Annotated in this window: 18 protein-coding genes and 1 pseudogene; 10 read left to right on the forward strand and 9 right to left on the reverse strand. The window is 72.9% G+C overall.

Features of this window, described 5'->3' with window-relative positions; genetic code table 11:
* Positions 1 to 113: 113 nt before the first annotated feature.
* Complete coding sequence (locus tag ACSMXW_RS34185) at positions 114 to 830, forward strand: class I SAM-dependent methyltransferase (RefSeq protein WP_485802096.1); 717 nt, start codon at positions 114 to 116, stop codon at positions 828 to 830.
* A 365-nt stretch (positions 831 to 1,195) separates the two neighbouring features.
* Entirely contained in the window at positions 1,196 to 2,233 is a 1,038-nt protein-coding gene (locus ACSMXW_RS34190) for a cytochrome P450 (RefSeq protein ID WP_485802098.1), read from the forward strand.
* Between the two features lie 124 nt (positions 2,234 to 2,357).
* Here the strand turns inward: ACSMXW_RS34190 and ACSMXW_RS34195 are convergent, their stop codons facing one another.
* Complete coding sequence (locus tag ACSMXW_RS34195) at positions 2,358 to 2,630, reverse strand: hypothetical protein (RefSeq protein ID WP_485802100.1); 273 nt, start codon at positions 2,628 to 2,630, stop codon at positions 2,358 to 2,360.
* Positions 2,631 to 2,769: 139 nt separating this feature from the next.
* Positions 2,770 to 3,182, reverse strand: a pseudogene (locus ACSMXW_RS34200) (formylglycine-generating enzyme family protein); the annotation flags it as partial.
* A gap of 323 nt (positions 3,183 to 3,505) precedes the next feature.
* Between ACSMXW_RS34200 and ACSMXW_RS34205 the strand changes: the two are divergent.
* Together ACSMXW_RS34205 and ACSMXW_RS34210 are read left to right on the forward strand one after the other, a co-directional pair.
* Positions 3,506 to 4,399: an arginase family protein gene (locus ACSMXW_RS34205; protein ID WP_485802101.1), complete on the forward strand. Its 894-nt coding sequence runs from the start codon at positions 3,506 to 3,508 to the stop codon at positions 4,397 to 4,399.
* Positions 4,400 to 4,627: 228 nt separating this feature from the next.
* Positions 4,628 to 5,413 carry an SAM-dependent methyltransferase gene (locus ACSMXW_RS34210; protein ID WP_485802103.1) on the forward strand — a complete coding sequence of 262 codons (786 nt, stop codon included), beginning with the start codon at positions 4,628 to 4,630 and terminating at the stop codon, positions 5,411 to 5,413.
* A 57-nt stretch (positions 5,414 to 5,470) separates the two neighbouring features.
* Here the strand turns inward: ACSMXW_RS34210 and ACSMXW_RS34215 are convergent, their stop codons facing one another.
* From ACSMXW_RS34215 to ACSMXW_RS34230, 4 genes are all read right to left on the reverse strand, one after another.
* The gene (locus tag ACSMXW_RS34215; protein WP_485802105.1) at positions 5,471 to 6,424 is read right to left on the reverse strand and encodes a TIGR01777 family oxidoreductase; all 954 of its coding nucleotides are present in this window, start codon (positions 6,422 to 6,424) and stop codon (positions 5,471 to 5,473) included.
* A gap of 131 nt (positions 6,425 to 6,555) precedes the next feature.
* Positions 6,556 to 6,804: a hypothetical protein gene (locus tag ACSMXW_RS34220; RefSeq protein WP_485802107.1), complete on the reverse strand. Its 249-nt coding sequence runs from the start codon at positions 6,802 to 6,804 to the stop codon at positions 6,556 to 6,558.
* Between the two features lie 185 nt (positions 6,805 to 6,989).
* Complete coding sequence (locus tag ACSMXW_RS34225; protein WP_485802109.1) at positions 6,990 to 8,360, reverse strand: MFS transporter; 1,371 nt, start codon at positions 8,358 to 8,360, stop codon at positions 6,990 to 6,992.
* 203 nt (positions 8,361 to 8,563) lie between these two features.
* Entirely contained in the window at positions 8,564 to 9,223 is a 660-nt protein-coding gene (locus ACSMXW_RS34230; protein WP_485802110.1) for a TetR/AcrR family transcriptional regulator, read from the reverse strand.
* A 408-nt stretch (positions 9,224 to 9,631) separates the two neighbouring features.
* Between ACSMXW_RS34230 and ACSMXW_RS34235 the strand changes: the two genes are divergently transcribed.
* Both ACSMXW_RS34235 and ACSMXW_RS34240 read left to right on the forward strand, forming a co-directional pair.
* A complete protein-coding gene (locus ACSMXW_RS34235; protein WP_485808482.1) occupies positions 9,632 to 10,507 on the forward strand; it encodes a shikimate dehydrogenase in 876 nt (291 codons plus the stop codon).
* A gap of 27 nt (positions 10,508 to 10,534) precedes the next feature.
* Positions 10,535 to 12,328 carry a TIM barrel protein gene (locus ACSMXW_RS34240; protein WP_485802112.1) on the forward strand — a complete coding sequence of 598 codons (1,794 nt, stop codon included), beginning with the start codon at positions 10,535 to 10,537 and terminating at the stop codon, positions 12,326 to 12,328.
* A gap of 204 nt (positions 12,329 to 12,532) precedes the next feature.
* On the opposite strand, the gene ACSMXW_RS34245 is transcribed toward ACSMXW_RS34240, so the two are convergent.
* Entirely contained in the window at positions 12,533 to 12,880 is a 348-nt protein-coding gene (locus tag ACSMXW_RS34245; RefSeq protein WP_485802114.1) for a DUF3140 domain-containing protein, read from the reverse strand.
* Positions 12,881 to 13,045: 165 nt separating this feature from the next.
* On the opposite strand from ACSMXW_RS34245, the gene ACSMXW_RS34250 reads away from it, so the two are divergent.
* The 3 genes from ACSMXW_RS34250 (at position 13,046) to ACSMXW_RS34260 (ending at position 18,484) form a co-directional block, all read left to right on the forward strand.
* A complete protein-coding gene (locus tag ACSMXW_RS34250) occupies positions 13,046 to 13,762 on the forward strand; it encodes a DUF2267 domain-containing protein (RefSeq protein WP_485802116.1) in 717 nt (238 codons plus the stop codon).
* Positions 13,763 to 14,162: 400 nt separating this feature from the next.
* A complete protein-coding gene (locus tag ACSMXW_RS34255; protein ID WP_485808484.1) occupies positions 14,163 to 15,719 on the forward strand; it encodes an alpha-L-arabinofuranosidase B in 1,557 nt (518 codons plus the stop codon).
* 458 nt (positions 15,720 to 16,177) lie between these two features.
* Positions 16,178 to 18,484, forward strand: a complete 2,307-nt coding sequence (locus ACSMXW_RS34260; protein ID WP_485802117.1) for a CehA/McbA family metallohydrolase — start codon at positions 16,178 to 16,180, stop codon at positions 18,482 to 18,484.
* A gap of 79 nt (positions 18,485 to 18,563) precedes the next feature.
* Here the strand turns inward: ACSMXW_RS34260 and ACSMXW_RS34265 are convergent, their stop codons facing one another.
* Together ACSMXW_RS34265 and ACSMXW_RS34270 are read right to left on the reverse strand one after the other, a co-directional pair.
* Positions 18,564 to 19,886 carry an FAD-dependent oxidoreductase gene (locus ACSMXW_RS34265; RefSeq protein ID WP_485802119.1) on the reverse strand — a complete coding sequence of 441 codons (1,323 nt, stop codon included), beginning with the start codon at positions 19,884 to 19,886 and terminating at the stop codon, positions 18,564 to 18,566.
* Positions 19,887 to 20,237: 351 nt separating this feature from the next.
* Positions 20,238 to 21,374 (reverse strand): PP2C family protein-serine/threonine phosphatase, encoded by a 1,137-nt coding sequence (locus ACSMXW_RS34270; protein WP_485802120.1) that lies wholly within the window; start codon positions 21,372 to 21,374, stop codon positions 20,238 to 20,240.
* Between the two features lie 436 nt (positions 21,375 to 21,810).
* Here ACSMXW_RS34270 and ACSMXW_RS34275 point away from each other — a divergent pair, with 436 nt between their 5' ends.
* Positions 21,811 to 22,767, forward strand: coding sequence for an acetoacetate decarboxylase family protein (locus ACSMXW_RS34275; RefSeq protein WP_485802122.1), 957 nt, complete (start codon positions 21,811 to 21,813; stop codon positions 22,765 to 22,767).
* The last annotated feature ends 166 nt before the right edge of the window (positions 22,768 to 22,933 follow it).

The following is a 22,933-nucleotide window of genomic DNA, read 5'->3' on the forward strand; positions in this document are numbered from 1 at the left end:
GACCTCGCCGGCGGCTACTCAGCGTCACGCTTTAGAGGTGTTGACGGCATTCACGTCACTCTACGCGGGAATACGGCGAGGTGTATGCGTACACGTGCACGCAAGGAGTGACGATGGCCCGCAGTGAGCCGCAGGCGATCTCGCCGGATGGCGCCCGTGTGGCGCGCATCTTCGACGGTCTCGGGATGGCGTACGAGCACGCCTTCACCGGCCGGAAGCAGGCCCAGATCGAGGCCGTCGAAGACCTGGCGCACCGCCTCGCCCCAGGCTCACGCGTATTGGACGTGGGGTGCGCGACGGGCCGCCCCACGACGGAGCAGCTGTGCGGGAAGGGCCTGGACGTCACGGGCATCGACGTCTCCGAGGTCATGCTGGCCCATGCGCGGCGCCAGGTGCCGCAGGCGCGCTTCGTCCTGGCCGACCTCTTCGGCGACGTCCCCGCCGACCTCGGGGTGTACGACGCCGTTGTGTGTCTGTTCTGCCTCGTCCATGTGCCCGAGCGCCCTTTCGTGGCGGGGCTGCGGCGGCTCGCGGCCCTCACCGTGCCGGGCGGCACCATTCTGCTCGCCGTTCCGGAGTACGAGGGCACCGAAGAAGTGCGGTTCCTCGACCGGACCTACCATCCTGTGCGTTGCCTCCGCGAGGACGTCGACCGTTACGCCCGACTGGCCGGTCTGGAGGTTGAGCGCGTGGAGGTCCGTGCCGGAGCACCCTCGCGCGAGCAGACGTCACCCGAGAGAAGCCTGTTCCTGTGGGCGAGGACTCCGGCGTCCCCGCTCCGACCGGACCCGGCCACCGGCGCGGCGAGAAACCCTCCCTCGACGCCGTGAGGGGCCGGGGCCGGTCGGCCCCGGTGCCGGGCGGTGCCCTATCGGCCGCTCGGCCGCTGCGCCTTCGCCGGACAGGCGGACGCCGGCACCGACCCGCGCACCCTGCGCGCCGCCCTCAAGCCCGCCGACGCCCGCGACGAGGTCCGCACACCACAGGAATTATCCCTTTTCTCCCCATTGCGCAGAGGTTTGTCATGAATACGGAAGCAGTGTCAGAGGTGGATGTGGAGTGGCCCCTCTCCCGGCGCGGTGATGTCGTCCCCGAGGTGTGCACGTGGCTCCGCGAGCACAGGCCTGTCGCCCGAGTCCGTACGCTGACCGGTGATCCGGCGTGGTTGGTCGCCACTCACGAACTGGCCACACGCGTGTTGCAGGATGACACCTTCAGCATGTCGGCCCTGGCCGAGCCGGGGGCGCGCCTGCAGTACGCGCCGCTCTTCCCGGCGTCGAACCGCAGCAGTGTGAAGGACATGGTGAACGCGGGGCTGCGCGAGACGGTCATGCAAGCCCTCTCCCCCCACGCGGTCAAAGAGGTCATCGGCGATTTTCGCCGCAGGGCCGACGAACTGCTCGACGAGCTGACGGCCGAGGGCCCACCGGTAGACGTCCGGGCGCGCTTCACCCAGCCCTACACCTCCTCCGTGATGTCCACGGTCCTGGGCCTCTCAGAAGACCATGGACGCCTGCTGATGGACGGGTTCGACATCAGCATCATGACCGTGCCGCACTCGTTCGAGGGCGCGCGGGTCACCTGGGAGAAGGGCATGGCGCGCACCCGCGCCCGGCTGCTGGCCCACGATGCCGTGCAGGCGCCGGGTCTCCTGGGCGCGCTGGCCCGCTTCCGGGTGGAGAAGGGGACGACGGCCGAACTCGACGAAGAGCTCGCGCTGATGCTCAACAACCTCTTCGTCGCGGGAGGGCTGAGCACCTCGGCATTCCTCCTGCTGTCCCTGCTGCTGCTCATGGTGCACCGTGACCAGATGGGTTGGCTGCGTGCGCACCCCGAGGCGATGGAGCCGGCGGTGGAGGAACTGCTCCGCTACAGCCTCGCCATCGGTGACGGACTTCCGCGCATCGCCACCAGGGACACCGAACTGGGCGGGCAGGCCATCGCGAAAGGTGATCTCGTTCTCGTCCTCGTCGAAGGCGCCAACCACGATCCCGCCGCGTTCGACGACCCGCAGAAGCTGGACCTGACGCGCAATCCGAAGGCGCACCTGACGTTCGGCGCGGGACGGCACTACTGCTCGGCCACCTTTCTCGCGCGCACCCACGCGTCCGTCGCGCTGTCGGCTGTCCTGGAGCGGATGCCCCAGCTGCGCTTGGCCGTCCCCGCGGAAGAGATCAGCTGGCGGTCGGGGTGGATCAAACGCACGCCCGAACGTCTTCCGGTTCTGTGGTGACACGGCGGAGGCCACCCCGCCGCCGCCCTCGGCCTCCTCACCTGGCGCGTCGCAGGACGCGCCGCCCGCGCAGCCGCCTTGTGGGTGGGGTGGCCGGCGTGTCCCGCGGCCACACGGGGGCGTCTCAGAGCTGGCGGCGGACGCCCGCCTCGCGCTCGGTGCGGTGTATCTGGTGGCCGAGGTCGCCCTCCAGGGACAGCCGGGCACGGCCGCGGCGGCCCAGGGGAAGGACCGTGCGCTGAGCGCCGTCCTCCAGCAACAGGGCCAGCCCCCCGTACAGCGCGAAGCAGCCGAGGGGCAGGCTGCTCGCCAACGGTCGCAGCACGATCCTCGTGGCCGCGGCGGAAGTTGGTGGTGAGGTGTCGATCGTGTCCTGTTCATCAAGCTGACAGGCCATGGACTTCTCTCCGTCTGCTGGGGTCTCGGCCTCCTCCTGCGTTGGGTAGCCGTGTGCTCCGCAGGGAAACCTCGGTGCACCGGGCCCCGGCCGCGCTCAGGCCGGCCGGGGCCCGGCCCGGCGTTCTCCGGGCGCGGGGTCACGACTCGGCCAGCCGGAAGCCCATCGCGTACATGCCCCTGTGGTACCAGCCGTGCCGGCGGCGGCAACGGGCCAGGTCCGCGAAGCGGGTGAAGCTGCCGCCGCGGGCGATGCGGTATGACACCGGCCCGCCCAGGTCGTCGTCGACCGCCGCGCCGCCCGGGTAGGGACGGTAGTCGTCGGCCACGTACTCCTCCACGTTGCCGCCCATGTCGGAGGCGCCGAACGGGGAGCGGCCGGCCGGGTACATGCCCACCGGGGTGGTGGCCAGGGGTCCGTACTCGACCGTGTTGGCGCGGTCGGGGCCCGGTTCCTCGCCCCACGGGTAGGCTCGCCCGTCGCCCCCGCCGGCCGCGTACTCCCATTCGGCTCCGTCGGCAGGCGGAAGGCCCGCTCGGTGCGGGCCGCCAGAGGACACCCCACCATGGGAGCACTCATGCTTTTTTGACGTGCGGCGGCTGTGGTTGCCGCAAGCCACGGCCGTGACTCCGGTCGGCGGGGAGGCAGTCGGCGCCGCACCGGCCCGGCCGCACCCGGCCAGAAGCCGGGCCGGCAGGCGCCACGGACCCTCACGCGTGTGCGAGGCACGGTGTGCCGGTGTCGTACCCATGGGCGGGTCCCGCCCGTGATAGAGAAGGCGGCATCGGCGTCTTCTCAGTCGAGGAGCTGAGCACGGCCGGCGGCCCCCCTGCTTCCGGTGCGGCGGCGTCTCGCGGCGTAAAAGGGATTCGCGCATGCGGCAATGTGTGGTCATCGAAGCGCCGTCGGTGCTGGGGCTGCGGCCCTCCGGGGTCCAGGACCTGCCGGCGGCGCTGCTCGACGCCGGTCTGCTGGCCGGTCTCGGGGCGGAGTGGGCCGACCGCGTCGAAGCGCCGGAATACGACCCGAGGCGGGACGACGAGACCGGAATCCTCAACCCGGACGGCATCGCGGAGTACTCCGTCAGGCTGGCAGAGGCGGTCGGCGGTGTCCTCGACGGTGGCGGGTTTCCCGTGGTCCTCGGCGGTGATTGCAGCATCCTGCTCGGCAACCTCCTCGCCCTGCGGCGCCGCGGACGCCATGGGTTGCTGTTCATCGACGGCCACACCGACTTCTATCAGCCGTCGGCCGAGCCCACCGGTGAGGCGGCCTCGATGGAACTCGCCCTGGCCACGGGCCGCGGCCCTCGCCCGCTGAGCGACCTCGAAGGCCGTGGACCCCTGTTGCGCGACGAGGACGTCGTCGCCTTCGCCTTCCGTGACGCCGCGGAGTCCGCCGCCGACGGGATGCAGCCGCTGCCATCCGGGCTGCACGCGATCGACCTCGCCGGCGTGCGGGCAGCCGGAGCCGCCGCGGCGGCACGCGAGGCGGTCGGCCGGCTCACCGCCGTCGGTGCCGGATTCTGGGTCCATCTCGACGTCGATGTCCTGGACGATGCGGTCATGCCGGCGGTCGACTACCGGCTGCCCGGCGGACTGACCTGGCTCGAACTGGAAAACGTGCTCGGAGTGGCGTTGGCCGACGAACGAGCCCTGGGGCTCGACGTCACGATTTTCAACCCCCGCCTCGATCCGGACGGGAGCATCGCAGCGCGCCTCACGGAGTGCCTGACCCGTGGGCTTTCCCGGCGGGCCGGCCGGAGAAGCTGAGCCGGAGGGCTCGTTCCGTGGTCGTGGTCGTGGCCGTGGCCGTGGTCGTGGCCGTGGTCGTGGCCGGCACCGTGTCCGGTGCCGGCCGGCGCGTCCACGGCCCGCGGAGCGGGCAGGCCGTCGGCAGCCTCGCCGCGGCCGGGAACGGCCGGGTGCGATCATGTGAGTGCCGCGTACCGCCGTCCAGGGCTGTGCGCGTGGGAACTCGGACCAAGATCGGAGCCGTACATGACATCCGGTAGAGGCAGAGGCCTGGTGGACACCTCCAGAGCGCATCCGGCTCGTGTCTACGACTGGCTGCTGGGCGGCAAGGACAATTACCCGGTCGACGAGGAGGTGGGGCTGCGCCTCCCGCAGATAGCCAGGGACAGCGCCCGACAGAACCGGGCCTTCATGCACCGGGCGGCGGCCTGGGCGGCGCGTGAGGGCATCGACCAGTTCCTGGACGTCGGCACGGGCATCCCGACCGAGCCGAACCTCCACCAGATCGTGCAGCGGATCGACCCGACGGCCCGCGTCGTCTACACCGACAACGACCCGATCGTCCTGCGCCACGCGGAAGCCTTGCTGGTCAGCACGCCCGAGGGCGCCACGGACTACGTCCAGGCCGACGTGCGCGAACCGGAGACCATCCTCGCCGAGGCCCGCCGCCTCCTCGACTTCGACAGGCCCATCGCCCTGTTCCTCGTCGCCCTGATGCACTTCATCCCGGACTCGGACGATCCCTACGGTGTGGCCCGGACCTTGGTGAGTGCCCTGCCGAGCGGCAGCGCGCTGGTCCTCTCCCACGGCACCGCGGACTTCCACGGCGAGCTGGAGGCCGACGTCACGAGCGTGTACCAGTCGGGCGGCATCACTCTGGTGCCGCGCACGCGCGCGGAGGTGGCACGGTTCTTCGACGGTCTCACGTTGGTGGACCCCGGGGTGGTCCGCGCCGTCGAGTGGTACAAGGAGGAACCCGCGCCGGTGGACGAGCCGACGCCGCTGTACGCGGGCACCGCGCTGACGCCGTGAGCCGCCGCCGCGGCGGGCGGCGGCCCACCGACACGGGACTCGCGTGTCCGGGGACGATCAGGTACGGGCCCGCTCCTGACGCACCCGCCGCACGAGGTCGGCCGCGGCCCCCGGCCACTCACCGTGGTCGAACGTGAATCCGGCTTCGAGCAGCCGGCCCGGCACGACCCGGCGGCTCTTGAGGAGGAGCTCGGTGTCGGAGCGCAGCACGAACGCTCCGATGCCGGCCATCCACTTCGTCGCCGGCAGCCCCACCGGGACGCCCCAGGCCCTGCGCAGCGCGCGCATGAACGCCCGCTGCGGGAGGGGAGCGGGGGCCGCCAGATTGACCGGGCCGGTGATGTCGTCCCGGTCGATCAGGAACTCCACCGCGCGGACGACATCACGGTCGTGGATCCAGGACACGTACTGCGCGCCGCCCGCGACCGGCCCGCCGAGGCCGAGCCGTGTCAGCCACAGCAGGTAGTCGAAGACGCCACCGCGATCGGGGCTCATCACCATCGCCGAGCGCAGGGCCACCTTGCGGGTGCCCGGCGTCGCGGCCCGCTCCTGCTCCCGCTCCCAGTTCCTCGCGATCTCCACGCTGAAGGCCCAGTAACCGGGGACACCGGGTTCGCCGCCGCCTATCACCCCGGCCGCCTCGTCGTTGGGCGCGTCGAAACGGTGGGCGTAGATCGTGGCGGTGCTCATCTGGAGCCAGACCCGGGGCGGCCGCCGGGCAGCCGCGATCGCCTCGCCCACGACCCGCGCGGAGTCCACGCGCGACTCCATCATGGCGCGGAGGTTCTCATCGGTGTAGCGGCAGCTGACGCTGCGGCCGGCCAGATTGATCACGACGTCGCTGCCGTCGATCGTCTCCGCCCAGGGACCGAGCGTTCTGCCGTCCCACCGGACGTCGCCCTCGCGCGCCGGACGTCTGGTCAGGACCACGACCTCGTGGCCCGCGGCGGTCAGCGCCCGGTGCAGAATGCCGCCCACCTGGCCGGTTCCCCCCGGCAGCACCATCTTCACTCGGCTCTCCCCTCGTGTGGTGCACCGAGGGTACGTCCCGTCCACCGGACTCCCGGCGCGGGGCCGTACCGGCGGCTCCGGAGCCCTGGCCGGCAGTTCGTACGGGCATGCCCGGCAGTCCCGACGCGGGCTCAGGAGGCGGCACCGGGGACGACCTCCGCCTCCGGCCTGCGCCAGCGGACGGGCGTGCAGGCGCCCACCGCCACCACGGCGAGGAACACGGTGCTCGCGCCCAGCAGCGGTCCGCGTACGCCGTAACGGCCCACCAGCGCGGTCGGCGCGGCGGCCCCGGCGGGCGCCAGCGAGCCGTGCACCGTCCAGCATGCGGAGGTGACCCGGCCGAGGAGCCGGTCAGGGGTGACCGTCTGGCGCAGGGACATGGAGGAGATGCCCGCCAAGCGTGCGGGCACATGGGACCGCGGCCGCGGCTTATCGAGCCGGTTCGGCGGGCCGGGCGCGGGTGCGGGGCTTGCGGACGGAGCCCTCGTCGCCGGCCCGGACGGACCGCGGCGGCGGCCGACGGCACGGCCGCACGGTGCTCGTCTGGTCGGGGCCCCGTCCGGCGTCACCGGGGCGGGACCGCCCTCGCGCCGGCCCTGACCGGGTCACCGTCCGCGGCGCCGGCGGTGCGCGGGCCGAGTTCGTCGGTGGGCACGTCATGGGTCTCGCGCGCGGTGAGCGCGGCGATCACCGGCGGGACGCACAGCGCGGCCGTGAACAGGGCGACGGCGACCCAGTCGTCGTCCGGGCCGGCGATCTGCGCGGCGAAGGTGACGGCGAAGCCGGAGAGGGCGAAGCCGATCTGGGTGCCGACGGCGACCCCGGACAGCCGCACACGCGTGGGGAACATCTCTCCGTAGAAGGAGGGCCAGATGCCGTTGGCCGCGCTGTAGACCACACCGAAGGCCACGATGCCGAGCAGCGCCGTCAGCGGGTACGAGCCGGCGGCGATCGCCCACAGGTAGAGGAACATGAAGGCCGCGCTGCCGACCGCGCCCACGAGGAACACCGGCCTGCGGCCGATGCGGTCGGAGAGCACGGCCCACAGCGGGATGGCCCCGAGCGCCACCAGGTTGGCGAGCGCGCCCACCCACAGCATGAACGTACGGTTCATGCCGACCGCGTCGGAGGTGGCGAAGGAGAGCGACCAGACGGTGAAGATGGTGCTGACCGAGGCCACCAGCGCACCGCCGATGACCCGCAGGACGTCCGCCCAGTGCCCGCGCAGCAGCGACACCAGCGGAAGCCGGTCGACGCCCTCCGCCGAGGCCTGCCGGGTGAAGGCGGGGGGCTCCTCGAGGGTGCGGCGGATGACATAGCCGACGACGGCGACGACCACGCTGAACAGGAACGGCAGCCGCCAGCCCCAGGACAGCAGCGCGTCGTCCCCGAGGGCGGCGACGGGCAGGAAGACCAGGGTGGCCAGCAACTGCCCGGCCTGAGTGCCGTTCAGGGTGAAACTGGTGAAGTAGGCGCGGCGCAGCTGCGGCGCGTGCTCCAGCGTCATGGAACTCGCGCTCGCCTGCTCGCCCGCCGCCGAGATGCCCCCGAGGATCCGGCAGAGCACCAGCAGGACGGGCGCGAGGCCGCCGACCTCTGCGCGGGTGGGCAGACAGCCGATGAGGAACGTCGACAGACCCATCAGGACCAGGGTGAAGACCATGATCTTCTTCCGGCCGATGCGGTCCCCGAAGTGCCCGAGGACGAGCGCGCCGACCGGGCGGGCCGCGTAGGCGACGCCGAAAGTGGCCATCGAGAGCAGCGTCGCGTTCGCCGGGTCGGACTCGTCGAAGAAGACCTTCGGGAAGACCAGCGCGGCGGCGCTGCCGTAGATGAAGAAGTCGTAGTACTCCAGGGCACTGCCGATCCAGGCGGCGAACGCGGCTCTGCGCGGTTGCCCGTGGGGTGCGGCGGGCGGCGTGGCGGAGGAGGGCACGGCGAACTCCTTCGGCTCCGGGGGAGGGGGCAGGACGGCTGGCGGTGCCGGCGGGCGGGGAGCGGGACGCCGGCACCGCGAATAACCCACTAGATAGTTAATTAAGTGGTGGGACGGATGCTGCTTGCGCCGGACCGCGGGTGTCAAGGCCCCTGCACGCGACGCGTCGCGACGCGCCGCACGGGGCGGGCGTCGGCCGCCGCCTACCGGCGTGGTGTGCCGCCGGTCAGATAGCCGACCACCATGTCACCCAGCATGGTGCGGTAGCGCTCGCGCTCCCCGGCGGCCAGCAGGTCACGCCCGAACAGGGCGGCGAAGGTGGGCCGGTTGGCGACGCGGAAGAAGCAGAACGAGCTGATCATCGCGTGCAGGTTCACGGCGTCCACGTCGGCGGTGAACACGCCGCTCTCCCGGCCGTTCGCCAGGATCCGGGCGATCACGTCGATGGCGGGCCAGTTGAGCCGGCCGAGTTTCTCGGAGGCGGCGATGTGCTCGGCGTCGTGGATGTTCTCGATGCTGACCAGCCGGATGAAGTCGGGGTGCGCCTCGTGGTGGTCGAAGGTGAGCTCGGCGAGCCGGCGTATGGCGGCCACCGGGTCGAGGTGCTCCACGTCCAGGTCCTGCTCGGCGCCCCGGATCACCGCGTACGCCCGCTCCAGGACGGCCGTGAACAGCTGCTCCTTGCTGCCGAAGTAGTAGTAGATCATCCGCTTGGTGGTGCGGGTGCGTGCGGCGATCTCGTCCACCCGGGCACCGGTGAAGCCCGCCCGGGCGAACTCGGCGGTGGCCACGTCGAGGATCTCGGCCTGGGTGCGGGCGGCGTCCCGCGTCCGGCCTGCGGCCGGCTTCTCGGCAGTGGGCATCTGGTTCCTCGGTGGCGCGGAGCGTGAACACGGTGTCCGGCCGGCATGCCGCCGGACCTCCCGCCGGAATCCTAGAGGCACCTTCCGCACGGCCGGACGTGTTCCGCGCTCCCGCCGTGGACAGCGCACGCGGCTCGCCGGGACGGCGCACGCGCCTTCGTGGTGCGCGTCTGCGGCTTCCTCGCGAGCGCTCGCCGCATGCTCACGGGGCTCACGGATACCTCGTGCGCCCGCGGCGTGCACCGGGCGGCGCCCGCGGCTTCCGTGTGCTCGGACCTCCGTGTGTGCTCGTGGCTTCCGTGCACTCATCGGGCACCCCCGGCATCGGGGCTTCCGCTGAAGCGCACCGACTGATATAGATAACGAACCAGTTCGTACATTAGCTTTCGTGAGCCAGTGGAGAGCAGCGTGGCCCAGGACTCCCACCTCGTCGGTCTCATCGGGTCGGGGATCGGCCCCTCCCTCAGCCCCGCGCTGCACGAGCGCGAGGCGGACCGGCACGGTCTGCGCTACCTCTACCGCCTCCTCGACATCGACCGGCTCGGGATCCCGCCCACCGAGGTGGGGCGCCTGCTGCGGGCGGCCCGCGACACCGGTTACACCGGCCTGAACATCACCCACCCCTGCAAGCAGCACGTCATAGGACACCTGGACGAGCTCTCCGGCCAGGCGGCCGCGCTCAAGGCGGTCAACACCGTCGTCCTCACGCCGGACGGCCGGGCCGTCGGGCACAACACCGACGTCACCGGGTTCGCCGCCGCCTTCGCCCGCGGCCTGGACGGCCCGCTCGACCGCGTCGTCCAGCTCGGCGCGGGCGGCGCGGGCGCGGCCGTCGCGCACGCGCTGCTCGGCCTCGGGGCGCGGCACCTCACCCTCGTGGACACCGTGCCCGAGCGGGCCCACGCCCTGGCCGGGGCGCTGAACGGGCACTTCGGCACCGACCGCGTCCGCAGCCGCCCACCCCGGGACCTCGCCGCCGAGCTGGCCCGCGCCGACGGGCTGGTCCATGCCACGCCCACCGGGATGGCCGCCCACCCCGGCGTCCCGCTCCCCGCCGACCTCCTGCACCCCGGCCTGTGGGTCGCCGACATCGTGTACCGCCCGCTCGACACCGAGCTGCTGCGGGCCGCCCGCGCCCGGGGCTGCCGTGTCCTGGACGGCGGCGGCATGGCCGTCCATCAGGCGGCGGACGCGTTCCGGCTCTTCACCGGCCTGGCACCGGACCGCGCCCGGATGCTCGCCGACCTCGCCGACCTCACCGGGGCGCCGCGCGCCCGCACCTGATCAGCCATCACCGGGAAGGAGCGCCCCGTGCGCACCGCCATCGCCACCGTCAGCCTGAGCGGCTCCCTGACCGAGAAGCTCACCGCCGCCTCCCGGGCGGGCTTCGACGGTGTGGAGATCTTCGAGAACGACCTGCTGGCCAGCCCGCTCACCCCCGAGGAGATCCGTGCCCGCTGCGCCGACCTCGGCCTGGGCGTCGACCTCTACCAGCCGATGCGCGACATCGAGGCGGTGCCCGAGGCGGACTTCGCGCGCAACCTGCGGCGCGCCCGGCACAAGTTCCGCACCATGCAGCGGCTCGGCGCCGACACGGTCCTGGTCTGCTCCACTCTGGCCCGCCACGCGGTGGACGACGACGCCCTGGCCGCCGAGCACCTGTACCGGCTCGCGGAACTCGCCGCCGATCACGGCATCAAGGTCGCCTACGAGGCCCTCTCCTGGGGGCGGCACGTCAGTACCTACGACCACGCATGGCGCATCGTCGAGGCCGCGGACCACCCGTCACTGGGCGTCTGCCTGGACAGCTTCCACATCCTGGCCCGGGGCAGCGATCCGGGGGCCATCGAGGCGATCCCCGGCGAGAAGATCTTCTTCCTCCAGCTCGCCGACGCCCCGATCATGGCCATGGACGTCCTGCAGTGGAGCCGCCACTACCGCTGCTTCCCCGGCCAGGGCGGCTTCGATCTGCCCGCGCTGCTACGCCACGTGCTGGCCGCCGGCTACCGGGGCCCGCTGTCCCTGGAGGTCTTCAACGACGTCTTCAGGCAGGCGGACCCCGGCCCCACCGCGGTCGACGCCCACCGCTCCCTGCTCGCTCTGCAGGAGGCCGTGGGCGCCGCCGTCCTGCCGGCGCCCGCACCCCCCACCGGCATCGCGTTCGCCGAACTCACCACCCCCGACCCCGAACTCCCCGCCGCCCAGCTCACCGCCCTCGGCTTCACCCGCACCGGCGCGCACCGCACCAAGCCCGTCTCCCTGTGGGAGCACGGCGGCGCCCGGATCCTCCTCAACACCGGGCCGGCCAGCCGGCGCGCGGGGACGCGGCTGGCGGCCGTGGGCCTCGAATCGTCCGATCCGGCCGCCGCGGCCAAGCGCGCGGAGGCCCTCCTCGCCCCCGTGCTGCCCCGCCGTCGCGACGCCGACGACACCCCGCTCGACGCCGTCGCCGCCCCGGACGGCACCGAGCTGTTCTTCTGCGCCACCGCCCGCCCCGGGCTGCCCGACTGGCTGGCGGACTTCACGGCGACGGGTCACCGCCCCGGCCGTCCCGCGACCGTGCTGGGCATCGACCACCTGGCCCTGACGCAGCCCTGGCACCAGTTCGACGAGGCCGCACTCTTCCACCGCACCGTCCTCGGTCTCAGCCCCCAGGAGAGCGTCGAAGTGGCGGAGCCGCACGGCCTGCTGCGCAGCCGGGCCGTCGCCGACACCGCCGGCCGCGTCCGTATCGCGCTGAGCATCGGCCCGGCCCCCACCGACGACCGGCCCCGCACCCAGCACATCGCGCTGGCCACGGAGGACGTCGTCGCCGCGGCCCGCGCCTTCCGGGCGGCCGGCGGCCGGCTCCTCGCCATTCCCCGCAACTACTACGACGACCTCGCGGCCCGCTTCGAGCTCCCCGATGACGTCCTGGACGTCTACCGTGAGCTGGGCATCCTCTACGACCAGGACGAACACGGCGCCTTCCGGCACTGCTACACGGCGACCACCGGCCGGCTGTTCTTCGAACTGGTCCAGCGCGACGCGGGCTACCGGGGCTATGGAGCGGTCAACGCCCCCATCCGGCTGGCCGCGCAGCACTCCGCGACCGGTCAGTACTGAACACGTGCGGGCCCGGCCACGGCCCGGTGCCCCCACGGCCGCCGACGGCCGGCGACGACCGGCGACGGCCGGCGCGCGCCGGCCGTCGGCGCCCGACCAGGCGGTCACTCACCGGCACATCCGGTCACTCACCGGCATATGACGGGCCGGACGCCCGCGCGCTCAGCCCGTCCGCGGTTCTCCCCGCCGTACGCGCCGGCCGGCTCACGCCGGCTTCAGCGGGTCGTGCCCCAGGGTCATGAGCCGGTGCCGCCAGCCGCTGTCACCCGCGGTGGTGGCCAGATCACTGCGGCGCTGATTCTCGACCGTGTTCACCACCTTCCGCATGATTCGCACATCGTCGTCCGTGAGGTCCTTGCGGCGCTTCTGGAGGATCGCCAGCACATGCCGGCCGGTCATCGACCCGGAATCCTCCGGCAGCTCCTCGGACCGCTCGTGCGCCGATGCCACCCGCAACCATTCGCTGAGCTCCACGGACGTCATGTTCACGACGCGGTGGAACTCCTGCCAGAGAGCGTCGAGCTCGGACTCGGAGATGGAGATATTGCGCATGCCCGCCGAGTGCTCCCTCGGCCCGGGTGGAAACGAGGGACCTCGGGAGAGGGCGGAGGGTCCCGGTGGCCGGGCGGCCCGGCCGTTTGGGGCGCGTTTCCCGCGGGCACCCGATCAGGTCACGGGCACCCGACCGGGTCATGGCGGATCCGCTTGGAGGCAGCGATGATCACTCATGAGCGCTTGGTGGAGGACGTTGCGTCCCAGGCGCGGCTTGCCACCACGGGCGAGGCGGTACGGGTCGTCAACGTCACACTGGCGGCGCTCGCCCGCCGCTTGGAGATGCCCCGGCGCCGGCGGCTGCGGCAGGCCCTGCCTGGCCCCGAGCGGGACGCCGCGGTGGTGACCGTTCCGCGTGCCGAGGGCGGGGTCGCCGAGCTGCAGGAGGAGATCGCCCGCAATCTTCTGTCCACGCCGGAGCGCGCCCGCCACCTGGCCCGGACGGTGCTCTCCACCGTGGCGGCGGAGGATCCGGGCCTCGGCCGGGAACTGCGCGAGAGCCTGCCGGAGGACGTCGAGGAACTGTTCACCGCCCCCGAGTCCTATCCGGAACGCCGGAACTCGGCCGTCGTGTCCCCCAGCCCGCTCACCCCGCAGGAACTCGGCACAGAGTTGCGCCGGCGCCCCGAGTGGAGCGGGGACGCCCACCGCATGACCCGGACCGTGGTGCTGCCCGCCGACCGCATGCCGCCCCTGATGAACCAGATCACCAAGGACGCGCGAGAGCTGAACCACCACGTCGATCACGAGCGGGCCGGGGACGGCATCACCTTCACCCTGCGCACCCGCTCGGTGGACGCCGTCACCATGCTGGACATGGCCTTGGCGGACCGCATCGACGCGGCGGTGACCGCCGTGGGCTCGGGCGGCCGCCCGTCCTGACCGGGGGCACCCGTGCGTACGCGCGTTCTCCGGCCGCCGCGTCCGGCGCGCGCGAGGTGTTGACACCCTTCGGCCCCCCTCTATCATCAGTGGTTGTCCGAGAGTTCGACCATTGTTCGAAATATCGGCCTTGATCGGTGTCCTCCTCGCGGACTCCGTAGCTGCACGCCGGGTACGCGGCGGGCCGCTGGCTGCCCCCGGAAGCCGCCGAGGTTCGGAACGCACCAGGTATGTCATGTTCATGGCAGTCCCTGCCTGTCGAGGTGGGACCTCGGTACGGCAACTCCTCTTCGCCGGCCGTGGCCCCCATCGCTCACCTCTCAAGGAGACCCGCATGTCCTTACCATCGACCGGTGTCCGGCGGGCCAGACCGCTTGCCGTACTCGTGCTCGTGCTCGCCATGGCCGCGGCCGTGTTCGGCGGTCAGGCGGCCGCCAACGGGCCCGCGGCGGCCTCGCCCACCGGGGCGCACCGGGCGGGCGCCGGTGGCGGCGCGCTCGCCGCGGCGTCGCTGCCCTGCGACATCTATGCCGCGGGCGGCACGCCCTGTGTCGCCGCGCACAGCACCACGCGGGCGCTGTACGCCGGCTACAACGGCCCGCTCTACCAGGTCAGACGCGCCTCGGACAACGCCACCCGGGACATCGGCGTGCTGAGCGCGGGCGGATACGCCAACGCCGCGGCGCAGGACTCGTTCTGCTCCGGCACGACCTGTCTCATCACCGTCATCTACGACCAGTCCGGCCGGGGCAACAAGCTCACCCAGGCGCCGCCCGGCGGTTTCTCCGGCCCGGCTCCGGGCGGATACGACAACCTCGCGGACGCGACCGCGGCGCCGGTCACGGTCGGCGGCCACAAGGCCTATGGCGTCTTCGTGGCGCCCGGCACCGGTTACCGCGACAACAGCACCTCGGGCGTCGCGACCGGCGACCAGCCGGAGGGGATGTACGCGATCTTCGACGGCTCGCACTACAACGGCGGCTGCTGCTTCGACTACGGCAACGCCGAGACCAACAGCCGGGACAACGGCAACGGCACCATGGAGGCCATCTACTTCGGCAACATCAAGGTCTGGGGCTACGGCACCGGCAACGGCCCCTGGGTCATGGCCGACCTCGAGAACGGCCTGTTCTCCGGGGTGAACGCCGGCTACAACGCGGGCGATCCGACCGTCAACCACCGCTTCCTGACGGCCATCGTCAAGGGTGAGCCGAACCACTGGTCCATCCGGGCGGGCAACGCGCAGTCGGGCGGCCTGTCGACCTACTACAACGGGCCCCGCCCCAACGTCGCCGGCTACAACCCGATGAAGAAGGAAGGGGCCATCATCCTCGGCATCGGCGGCGACAACAGCCACGGCTCCGCCGGCACCTTCTACGAGGGCGTGATGACCTCCGGCTATCCGTCGGACGCCACCGAGAACGCGGTGCAGGCCAACATCACGTCGGTCGGCTACGGGACGTCGTCGTCGGGAACCGGTTCACCGGCGCCCGGGTCGAGGATCTCGCTGCGGGCGACGACCTCGTGCTGCACCAACGACTACGTCCGGCACGACGATGCCGACAGCAACGTGGTGATCTCGGCGATCTCCTCGTCCAGCCCGGCCACCGACAAGGCCGACGCCACCTGGATCGTCCGCGCGGGCCTGTCCAACGGCTCCTGCGTCTCCTTCGAGTCCGCGAACAAGTCGGGCCAGTACCTGCGGCACAACAACTTCCAGTTGCACCTGGATCCCAACGACGGCAGCTCCCAGTTCGCCCAGGACGCCACCTTCTGCCCGCAGCCGGGCCACAACGGCCAGGGCCTCTCATTCCAGGCCGTGAACTATCCCGACGACTACCTGCGCCACTACAGCTACACCGTCTACATCGCCGGCAACGGCGGATCCCACACCTGGGACAGCACCACGTCCTGGAACGACGACACCAGCTGGGCCATCGCCCAACCCTGGGCCTGAGCCCGGCCCCCACCCCCGCCGGTACTCGCGCCGGTGACGGGGCCGCGTCACCGCCTCGGTGGCGCGGCCCCGCACCGAGGCAGCCCCTGCTGTTCGCCCACCCTGCACGGTCCCTTCCCAATGGGTTCACGCCACAGGACAGGGCAGTTTTTAGCCTCTCCGCCGGTTCGCACCGCTTTGGTGCGGAGCGGTACACGAAAGGCAGGCCCTGATGGGGACATCCAGGAGAGCGTCCGATCCGGAGAGAGCGTCCGATCCACAGAGAGCGGCGGCCCGCGGAGAGCTGACGCGCAGGGGGTTCGTGGCGGCGGCCGGTGCGGCCGTCGCGGCCGCCGGGGCCGGCGCAGGACAGGCGCAGGCGGCCACCGGCGCCGGCGGCGGCCCGGGCGGGACGGAGCAGGGCCCCGCGGACGGCTCCGGGGCGCGGCGCACCGCGCCGTCGGGCCAGTGGCTGGCCGGTGACACGCACGTCCACGACGACCACTCCTCGGACGGCAGCGCACCCCGGCAGACGTTCGAAGCAGACGCTGCCGGGCAACCTCCCCGTCGGCGACCAGATCGCGCAGGGTGAGCGGACGGGCCTGGCCTTCATGCCGCTGACCGACCACCGCACGTACGACCAGCACTGGGATCCCCAGTGGACGTCCTCGAAACTCTTGCTCATCCCCGGTGAGGAGGCCAACGGCTCACCCCACGCCGTGCTCCTCGGCACCGTGGACGTGGTCGTCGACGGTGCCAACCCCGAGGGCTCCGCGGCCTTCCGGCACGTCCAGCAGTCCGTCTGGGACGTGCACGCCCAGGACGCGGTCTTCTCGCAGGCGCACCCGGACGACGGCGAGTACACGCCGGCCGACGGCGTCAACGACAACGCCAGCGTCCAGGGCGCGGACCTGGTGGAGGTGCTGAACGTGTCCACCGATCCGGACGCCCAGCTCGACTACGCCGAGAACCGCTGGAACGCAGGCTTCCGCTTCGGTGTGGCCGCGGCCAGCGACTGCCACTTCCGCGAGTACTGGGACATCGCCGGGCCCGGCGAGCCGACCACGCACGTCTTCGCCTCCGCACGTTCCGTACGGGCCATCCTCGACGGCTTCCAGAGCGGCCGCACCACGGTCGCGCAGAACGTCCGCGGACCGTTCCTCACCATCGAGGCCGACGCCGACGGCGACGGCGTGTTCGAGGCCCTCGGCGGCGACGAGATCGTCCTGGCCGCGCGCCGCCTGCCGAAGCGCGCCGCCCTGCGGGTGACGGTGGTGGGCGGCGTGGGCACGACCGTCCAGGTGTACGCCGCGCCCGGCCGCTCGGCCGGGCCCGTCGCCACCTTCACACCGGCGAAGCAGGTCGAGACCTACGAGCTGCCGCTGCCCACGCCCGGCACGGACCACACCTGGTACCGGGTTGAGGCACGCTCGCCCGGCAGCGCCTCAGGCGCGGACGCGGACCCCACCCGCCCCACCCAGCTGCGCGGCGCCACGTCACCGGTCTTCCTCTCCGTCGGCGCGCCCGCCGCCCCGCGGCCAGAGATCGCCCTGCCGCCCGCCGACACCCGGCCCGACGCTGCGCGGTCCGTGGCCGGTGAGCAGGGCCGGTTCACCGGGTTCCCCGACGTCGCCGTGGCCGGCGACGCCACCCATGTCGTCGCGGAGGACCACCAGGACGGCGCGACGAGGATCGTCTACCGGCGGCTGGACGCCAAGGGCCGGCTCACCCGGACCCTCACCCTGTCCGGCGACTCCGCCACCGCCCGCTTCCCCCGGATCATCGCCGCCGGCCGGAACGTCTGGGTCGTCTGGCAGGACGAGCTGGGCCGGGAGCAGCCGCACCGCCCGGTGATCCTCCTGCGGCAGAGCACCGACGGCGGCGCGTCCTTCCGGCCTCCCCGGCGACTCGGCGGCGGCGACGGCCGCTCCATCCACCCGGCGCTGGCCCTGATCGACGACACGCACCCGCTCGTGGCCTGGTCGGACAACAGCTCCGGCGCGTTCGACGTCTTCGCGCAGATCGTCGGCGTCGACAAGGCCCCGGTCAACATCTCCGCGGCGGGCAAGACGGTCAGCGCCGGCACACCGGACGACGCGCGGTCACCGCGCCATCCCGCCTCCCTCTTCCCCTCGATCGCCGTCGGCGACCGCGGGCACGCCGTGATCACCTGGCAGGACGACCGCTTCGACCCGGACCCCCTGTGGACGGGCCACACTCCGCCCCCGGGACAGCCCGCGAGCGGCGGCACGGACCCGGACAACTGGCAGATCCTGGCCGCGGTCCGCACCGCACCCGGCCGCGGCTGGAGTGACCCCGTGCAGGTCAGCGCGGTCACCGACCGGGCCGACCGGCACCCGGATGTGGCAGTCGACGCCGCGGGCGCGTTCGTCGCGATCTGGGAGAGCGGCGCGCTGCAGAGCTCCGGCGCCAACCTCCAGTTGCGCGCGTGCCGTTCCACCGACGGCGGTGCCACCTGGACGCCGTTCGAGCAGGTCGCTCCCGCTCCCGCGGCGATGAGCCAGCGGGCCAGGCTGAGCCGTGACCCCGGCGGCCCGCTGCGTGCGGTCTGGTACGACTCACGCTCGGCCGACTGGCGGTGGAAGGTGTACACCGCGACGTTCGACGCGACGTCGGGCTGGTCCGCCGCGCGGCAGGTGACGACCCGCGGCAACTCCACCTGGCCCGCGCTGGACCGCGGCACCGTGGTCTTCACGGGCGACCGCGCCGGGCGCCGCACCCAGCGCGACCGCACCCACCAGGTGTACCTGCTCGACCTGCGCTGACCGGTGGGGACGGCCGCACGGAGCGGCCATGCCGGCGGGATCCCGGACCGGGATGCCGCCGGCATGGCCGCGGCGTGGGTCAGCGGCCGGGCATCCGCCCGGGGCGTGCCCGCATCACCCGCAGGACCGCCCCGGGGGACAGCAGGCCGGACGGCGGGTCCACGAGGTGCGCGACGCGCAGGAAGCGGGTGCCCAGCACCGGATCCACGGCGGACGCCGCCCGATAGCGGTCGAGGTAGCGGCCCACGAGCCTCCCCAGGGCCGGGCGCGGCCCTTCGACCTCGGGGAACCGGTAGTCGCCTCCGGCCGCCAGCTGCCACGGTCCGTCCACCACCTTGGCGGCCGCGGCGAAGAAGCGCCGCGGCAGGTCCCGCTCACCCCCACCGGCGAGGAGTCCCCGCAGCAGTTCGGCCTCCATGGCGGCGACGGTCATGCCCTGCCCGTACACGGGGTTGAAGTCGCACAGCGCGTCGCCCACGGCCAGGAAGCCGGCGGGCGGTGCGTCGAGCCGTTCGAAAAGGTGGCGGACACTCTGGCGGAAGCGCATCCTGGCCGGCTCGTCGAGCGGCTTCGCGACGTCGATGACATCGGCGACGTCGGGCGCCGGCAGGGTACGGGCCCAGGCGGCGTACGCCGTGTCGTCGAGCGGCGGTTCCTCGCCCAGCATGCCGGCGAGCACGACGGCGAACCTGTCGCCCTCCTGCCGTACCGCGACGCCGCCGCGGTGCATCCCCGGATACGGCACGATGGTGGCGCCGAGCAGCCCGTTCAGGTGCTCGGGCCTGCGGGCGTAGTGCCGGGTGACGTACACGACGTCGGCACGGATGGCGGGGGACCGCGGCACCGTGAGACCGGCCTCGCGCAGCCAGCGCACCCCGTGCGAGCCGCGGCCCGCGGCGTCCACGACGAGGTCGGCGCGGACCTCGTCGGCGGCGCCGGCCGGCCGCACCCCGGCGACACCCCGGCCGTCCCCGTCGAGCACGAGCCCGGTGACCGCGGTGCCGTCCTGGATCGTCACATTGGGCAGCGCGGCGACCCGGGTGCGGATCAGGTGTTCGATGAGCGGTCTGCTCGCGCCGTACAGCGTGAGCCCGGACGCGGCGGGCGCGATGCGGCGGCCGTCCAGGTACATGTAGTGGTCCAGCTGGCCGTCCCCCGTGGGCACTCCCGCGCCCTTCAGGTCGTCCAGGAATCCGGGCAGCAGCGCCTCCAGGGCCTGCGCGCCGCGGTTGAGCAGGGCGTGCACCTGGCGTCCCTGGGGGACCCCGGTGCGCGGCCGGGCCGCGGTCGGCAGGGTGTCGCGGTCGAAGACGGTGACGCGCTCGAAACGGTCACTCAACGCGCGGGCGGCCAGCAGACCGGCCACGCTTCCCCCGACGACAACCGCACTGCCCCTGCCCATGAGACCTCCTCGACGACGGCCCGCCGGAGTCACGACGGTCCACCGGCGGCACGGTGATCCACCGGATGGCGACGATCCGCCGCACGGACGCCCGGCAGCCGCGACCCCACCCGCGCTTCGCTGCGTACAGCCAAGCGCACCCGGGGCCCGGTCGACCACCGATTGGGCCGCATCCGACCTCATCGTGCGACGCACCCGGGGTGAAGGCGATCAGGGCGCGGCGCCGGGGCGCGAGGTCAACGGGCCGGAGGAAACCACACGGCCACGCAGGCCGTGACCTGCGGGACGGCGGGCGGCGCGGGAACGCCCGGCCGCCTAGGTGCGGGTGCCCGGCGCCGCCCCCGTGGGGCGTCATGCCCGGTCCGGCCGGTGGGTCCCGGTGCGCTGGATGGCGACGACCGCCGCGTCGTCCCGCAGAGGGCCCTGTACATGGCGTTCCAGATCGTGTCGCAGCTGCTGCACCACGGTCCGGGGGCTGTCCCAGGTCCACCCGGCGGCGAGATGCGCCAGGGGGAAGAAGGTGCCGTCCGGGGAGCGGGCCTCGGTGATTCCGTCCGTGTACAGCAGGAGGACGTCGTCGCCGCCGAAGGCGAACGAACAGGGGCGGAAGGAGCGGGCGCCCGGCAGGCCCAGGCCCAGGGGAGGGTCGGTCTCGGTGTCGAGGGTGAGGAGCCGGTCCCCCCGGCGCAGGAGCGGGGGAACATGGCCGGAGTTGATGATCCGGGCGGAGCCGGGTGTGTCGGGGATGTCGACGACCGCGGCCGTGATGAAGAACTCCGTGGCCTCGTCGGGGCGCGTCGGCTCGGTGATGTTCGCGGAGATCCGGCTCTCCAGATAGGCCATCAGTTCGTCGAGTCCTGTGATGCGCGGGGCGGCCTCGCGGAACACGCCGAGCAGCAGGGCGGCGTCCCCCATGGCGGTGATGCCCTTGCCCATGACGTCGCCGATCAGCAGGCGGGTGCTGCCCGGGGTGCGTACGGCCGCGTAGAGGTCGCCCCCGATGAGCGCGTGGTCCTCGGCCGCCAGGTACAGCGACTCCACGCGCAGCGGGCCGACGCGCGGCGGAAGCGGACGCAGGACCGCCTGCTGGGCCGCCACGGAGACGCGCCTGACCTGGCCGAGTTCGGTGGCCCGCTGGTCCTGGAGGTGGCGGAACAGACTCACCAGGACCGTGACCACCACGATGGCGATGGTGTGCGCGACCACGTTCTCCATGTGCAGCGGGGCGGGGGGAAGGAGGCTGGTCACCAACTGGGCGGCGACCGCCAGCGCCCCGACGGCGCCCGTGACGAGCGCTCCGGCGAAGGACGCCGTGATCGCGGGAGCCACGATCAGCAGAGAGCCCAGATGGACCTCAGGGGGAGTCAGCACGTCCGCCAGCACGATGGCGACGATCAGGCCGAGCGGGAAGGCCAGGGCCCTGCGCGGCCTCGCCGCACCCAGGCCGATCGCGGCCCGCGCCTTCGGTGCTCTCTGCCCTGCCCGCACGGCCCCTCTTTCCCGGAACATGAGGAATGACGGTATTGGACCGGTTGGTGAGCATAGCCGACGGGCGTCTTGCGGCCGATCGGCGACGTCCGGCGGGGCGTCGCGGTGCGCTGCGCAGGGCCGGACATGCCGGAGCCGCCTCGCGCGGTGGGGCCGTGGTGAGCGGCGCGCGGCCGGGGCCGAACAGCCGGTTTCCGGCGGCTTGCGCGTGTCGTCCCGCCCCAGGAAGTGCGGCCGCGGGACGGGCAGGAGATCCCGCCCGCGCCGAATCCGGCTGAACGGTGCCGCGCCGGCCTCCGTTCCCCCCTTACGTACGTCCATGGAAAACACCCTCTCGGGGGAGGCCCGCACGGGCGCACCGCGCTCCGGGAGGCGCGGGAGGCGGGGCCGGCGCGCCGGCCTTGGCACCTGACGAGCACCAAGGAGACCGATCTCGATGACAGACAACGACGCGCCCCGGGCCACCCTGGGCAGACGCGGCCTGATCGGCGGCGGGATCGCGGCCGTGGCGACCACCGCACTGGCGGCACCCGCTTCGGCCGACGCGGCGACGGCCACGTCCGGAGCCCGCGCCGACGTGACCGTCCCGGAGGGCGAGTTGCTCGGCTACAGCCTGCCGCTCAGCGCACGCGGCACCGCACAGCTGGTCGGGGCGCCGCCGTGGCACTACGTCGGCGACGTGGTCGGTGTGGAGTTCTGGACGTCCTCCGACGCCGCGGAGGCCGCGCTGCCCGCGGGGCTGACGCCCGATCCCACCACGTCGGGGCACGGCTACGCCCTCTTCATCGACTGGCAGTTCTCCGGCGACAAGCAGGAGTACCTCGACCCGGTGCGCAGCCGGTACGCGGAGTTCCTCGTCCTGCTCGACGCGCAGTGGCAGAGCAGCCCCGTCGCCTGGTGCCCGTTCATCTACGTCGACAACGACGCGGCGCTGGCGCGCGGCTGGTTCCAGGGCTTTCCCAAGAAGCTGGGCGCCATCCGCCAGACCCGCGCCTTCGCCGTCGACAGCAAGGCCGCTCCGGTCGTCGGCCCCGGGGGCACCTTCGCCGCGAGCATGTCCGCCGCGGGGCACCGGCTAGCCGAGGCCCGGATCACCCTGGAGAAGACGGGCACCAGCCTGCCCGCCCTGAGCCGGCCGATCGTGAACCTGCGGCACTTCCCCCGGCTCACCGCCGGGCAGTACGACAACCCGGCCGTGCACGAACTCACGCAGTCCGTGCTGGACAGCCCGCAGGTGGCGGGGGTCTGGACCGGAAGCGGCGACCTCGGCTTCTTCGCCGCGCCGAACGAGGAGCTGGCCGACCTGAAGATCGAACGCACCGGTGTGGGCTTCCGCGGCTCGCTCTCCTACACCGTGACGGACCTGAAGATCCTCACCGGCCCCGACGCGTAGGAGCTGCCCGGCCGGCCGCCCGGCGTCCGTGGACCGCCGGGCGCCGGGTGCCGTCCCCGGCGCCCGTCCGTCGCCGCGTCACGGTACGGGGAGGCGACGGCTCTCGGGGGGCCGGGGGACGGCACGGCCCGGCACGGCCCGGCACCCGGGGCGCCGCGTGTACGGT

It is taken from the genome of Streptomyces sp. DSM 116793 (assembly GCF_057320905.1).